The following is a 3,907-nucleotide window of genomic DNA, read 5'->3' as shown; positions in this document are numbered from 1 at the left end:
TTTGCACTCGCCGGCCTGATGGCCGCCGTCACCACGCTGGCCGCCACGGGCCAGGCCATGGCCCAGGACTTCAAGCCGCGCATCGTGCGCTTCGGCTATGGCCTGGTCGATGAGTCCAACCAGGGCCGCGCGGCGCGCTTCTTTGCCAAGGAGGTCGAGAAGGCCACGGGCGGCAAGATGAAGGTGCGTGCCATCGGCAATGCCTCGCTGGGCTCGGACACGCAGATGCAGCAGGCGCTGATCGGCGGCGCACAGGAGATGATGGTCGGCTCCACCGCCACCCTGGTGGGCCTGTCGCCCGAGATGGCCGTCTGGGACACCCCCTTCCTGTTCAGCAATGTCAAGGAAGCCGACGCCGTGCTGGACGGACCCGTGGGCGAGAAGGTCAAGGCCACGCTGGAGCCCAAGGGCATGGTGGGCCTGGTCTATTGGGAAAACGGTTTCCGCAACCTCACCAACAACAAGCGCCCCATCGCCAAGATGGAAGACCTGGCCGACGTGAAGCTGCGCGTGATGCAGAACAACGTCTTCCTGGACAGTTTCAAGGCCCTGGGCGCCAATGCCGTGCCGCTGCCGTTCTCCGAGCTGTTCACGGCGCTGGAGACCCGCGCCGTCGATGGCCAGGAAAACCCGTTCAACACCGTGCTGTCCAGCAAGTTCTATGAAGTGCAGAAGTACCTCACGGTATCCAACCACGTCTACAGCCCCTGGATCGTCACCGTCAGCAAGAAGTGGTGGGACACGCTGAGCCCGGCCGAGAAGAAGGTGCTGCAGGACGCCGCCGTCAAGAGCCGCGAGTTCGAACGCAAGGACACGCGCGAGGAAGCCGCCAAGGCCCTGGCCGACATCAAGGCCAAGGGCATGCAGGTCAACGAGCTGCCCGCCGCAGAAGCCAGCCGCATGCGCGACAAGCTCGCCGCGGTGAATGCCGGCATTGCCAAGAGCGTGGGCCAGGGCACATGGGACGAGGTGCAGGCTGCCGTCAAGCAGGCGCGCGCAGTGAAGTAAGCTTCGGAGCAGGGCCGGACGCACCTGGGAGGGATGCCCCGGCCGATATTTCCCATAAAGACAACGCGACAGAGAGAAAACGCGCACCAGCGCATCCGCAGGAACCCCGCATGAGCACCATCCACCCCATCGTCGAGCAGGTCACGCGCCGCATCCGCGAGCGCAGTGCCCAATCACGCGCCGCCTACCTGGAGCAGGTGGACGCCATGGCCGCGCGCCCGCCCGGCGCCCAGTCCATGGGCTGTGCCAATGTGGCCCATGCCTTTGCGGGCATTCCAGGCGGCGACCGCATACGCATCGTGGAAGAGAAGGCGCCCAACGTCGCCATCGTCACCGCGTACAACGACGTGCTCTCGGCCCATGCGCCGCTGGCACGCTATCCCGACATCCTCAAGGACGAGGCGCGCAAGCTCGGCGCCACGGCGCAGGTCGCCGGCGGCGTGCCGGCCATGTGCGACGGCGTGACCCAGGGCGCGCCAGGCATGGAACTGAGCCTGTTCAGCCGGGATGCCATTGCCATGGGCACGGCCATCGCGCTGTCGCATGACGTGTTCGACGCCGCGCTGATGCTGGGCATTTGCGACAAGATCGTGCCAGGCCTGCTGATCGGGGCCCTGCATTTCGGCCACCTGCCCACGGTGTTCGTGCCGGCCGGCCCCATGACCTCGGGCCTGTCCAATGGCGACAAGGCCAAGGTGCGCGAACAGGCCGCGCAGGGCCTGGTGGGCCGCAAGGAACTGCTGGCCGCCGAAACGGCTGCCTACCACGGCGAAGGCACCTGCACCTTCTACGGCACGGCCAACAGCAACCAGATGCTGCTGGAGGCCATGGGCCTGCACGTGCCGGGCACGGCCTTCATCAACCCGGCCGACGGCGAACGCGAACTGCTCACGCGCGAGGCCATGCGCAGCGTGCTGGCCATCACCAAGAACCGCCGCTTCGCACCCATTGGCCATGTGGTGGACGAGCGCTGCATCGTCAACGCCATGGTGGCCCTGCTGGCCACGGGCGGATCGACCAACCACCTGATCCATTGGGTGGCCGTGGCGCGTGCGGCAGGCATCGTCATCGACTGGAATGATTTTTCGGAACTCTCGGGCGTGGTGCCGCTGCTGGCCCGCGTCTATCCCAACGGCAGCGCCGACGTGAACCAGTTCCAGGCCGCAGGCGGGCCGGGCTACGTGATCGGCCAGCTGCTGAAGGCCGGCCTCATGCATGGCGATGTGCTCACCGTGCGGCCCGAGGGCCTGCAGGAATTTGCGCGCATTCCCGCCGTGGAAGATGGCCATCTCGTCTGGCACGAGGCAGAAGTCTCCGGCGACCTGTCCGTGCTGCGCCCGGCCGATGCGCCTTTCAGCGCCACGGGCGGGCTCAAGCTGCTGTCCGGCAACCTGGGGCGCAGCGTGATCAAGGTCAGCGCCGTGCCCGAGGACCGCCATGTGGTCGAGGCGCCCGCGCGCATCTTCGACTCGCAGGAAGCGCTGCAGCAGGCCTTCAAGGCCGGCGAGCTGGACCGCGATGTCATCTGCGTGGTGCGCTGGCAGGGTCCGCGCGCCAACGGCATGCCCGAGCTGCACAAGCTCACCCCGCCGCTTGCCGTGCTGCAGGGCAAGGGCTACAAGGTGGCCCTGGTCACGGACGGCCGCATGAGCGGCGCCTCGGGCAAGGTGCCCGCCGCCATCCATGTCTCGCCCGAGGCCTGCGTGGGCGGGCCGCTGGCGCGCCTGCAAGACGGGGACCTGGTACGCCTGGACGCCGTGGCCGGCACCCTGGCCGTGCTGGTCGATGACACCGAATGGCAGCAGCGGCCCCTGGCCACCATGCCGCAGGCACTGCGCCAGGCCAATGGCCGGGGTTTTGGCCGCGAACTGTTTGCCGGATTCCGGCGCCACGCGCTCAGCGCAGAAGAGGGAGCTTGCACATGGATCAACGACTGACGGCACTGGCCATCATGCAGGACGCGCCGGTCATCCCGGTCATCGTCCTGAACAACGTCGCACATGCCGTGCCCATGGCCCAGGCCCTGGTCGCGGGCGGCATCCGCGTACTGGAAGTCACGCTGCGCACGCCCGAGGGCCTGGCCAGCATCGAAGCCATTGCACGTGCCGTGCCCGAGGCCATCGTGGGCGCCGGCACCGTGCGCAGCGCCGCCGATGCCCGTGCCGCCGCCAGCGCCGGTGCGCGCTTTGCCGTGAGCCCCGGCTACACCGGCGCACTGGGCCAGGCCTGCCAGGCCCTGCAGCTGCCGCTGCTGCCCGGCGTGGCCACCAGCGGCGAAATCATGGCCGCCCAGGACGACGGCTTCAACGAGCTGAAATTCTTCCCCGCCGTACAGGCGGGCGGCACGGCCATGCTCAAGGCTTGGCAAGGCCCGTTCGGCGACGTGCGGTTCTGCCCCACGGGCGGCGTGTCTGCGGACAATGCGGCGCAATTCCTGGCGCTGTCCAACGTGGTCTGCGTCGGTGGCTCCTGGCTGGTGCCTGCCGATGCACTGGAGCAGGGTGACTGGCAGCGGATCACCGCACTGGCCGGCGCAGCCAAAAGCCTGCGCAGCGCCTGAGTCGCCATTGCCCCGGAACCAGCGGCCCCCAAGGGGCCGCTTTTGTTTGTCTGGGCCATCGATTGGGGATGGGGACTTGAATCCATTGAAAATTATGCGTATTGCGGCAATGTTTGCGCAAAATGCAAAGTCAAGGTGCGAGGAAAGGAGGGATTGATTTCATAACACAACGTTACAATCATTGCTTATCCTTCAAACAGCCTTTTGACAAGACGATATCAATAGGCTGTCTTGAAACATTCGCATATGCACAAGAATAATTGCTGTCTCTTATACACATCTAAAAGGGGGGGGGGGGGGGGGGGGGGGGGGGGGGGGGGGGGGGGGGGGGGGGGGGGG

The 3,907-nt window shown here is 66.9% G+C and carries 3 protein-coding genes; all 3 read left to right on the top strand.

Features of this window, described 5'->3' with window-relative positions; all coding sequences use genetic code 11:
- Positions 1 to 1,008, top strand: a 1,008-nt coding sequence (locus JHD82_RS28560; protein WP_233174938.1) for a TRAP transporter substrate-binding protein, incomplete at its 5' end; no start/stop codon positions are given.
- A 110-nt stretch (positions 1,009 to 1,118) separates the two neighbouring features.
- The gene (gene edd, locus JHD82_RS28555; RefSeq protein ID WP_199140239.1) at positions 1,119 to 2,945 is read left to right on the top strand and encodes a phosphogluconate dehydratase; all 1,827 of its coding nucleotides are present in this window, start codon (positions 1,119 to 1,121) and stop codon (positions 2,943 to 2,945) included.
- Positions 2,930 to 3,568 (top strand): bifunctional 4-hydroxy-2-oxoglutarate aldolase/2-dehydro-3-deoxy-phosphogluconate aldolase, encoded by a 639-nt coding sequence (gene eda, locus JHD82_RS28550; RefSeq protein ID WP_012205592.1) that lies wholly within the window; start codon positions 2,930 to 2,932, stop codon positions 3,566 to 3,568. The genes edd and eda overlap by 16 nt, the downstream gene beginning before the upstream one ends.
- Positions 3,569 to 3,907 lie beyond the last annotated feature (339 nt).

Source organism: Delftia sp. ASV31 (assembly GCF_016428765.1).
GTDB classification, from domain to species: domain Bacteria; phylum Pseudomonadota; class Gammaproteobacteria; order Burkholderiales; family Burkholderiaceae_C; genus Comamonas; species Comamonas acidovorans.
Note: the sequence above shows the minus strand (reverse complement) of the source record. Positions and strands in the feature narration are given on the sequence as shown.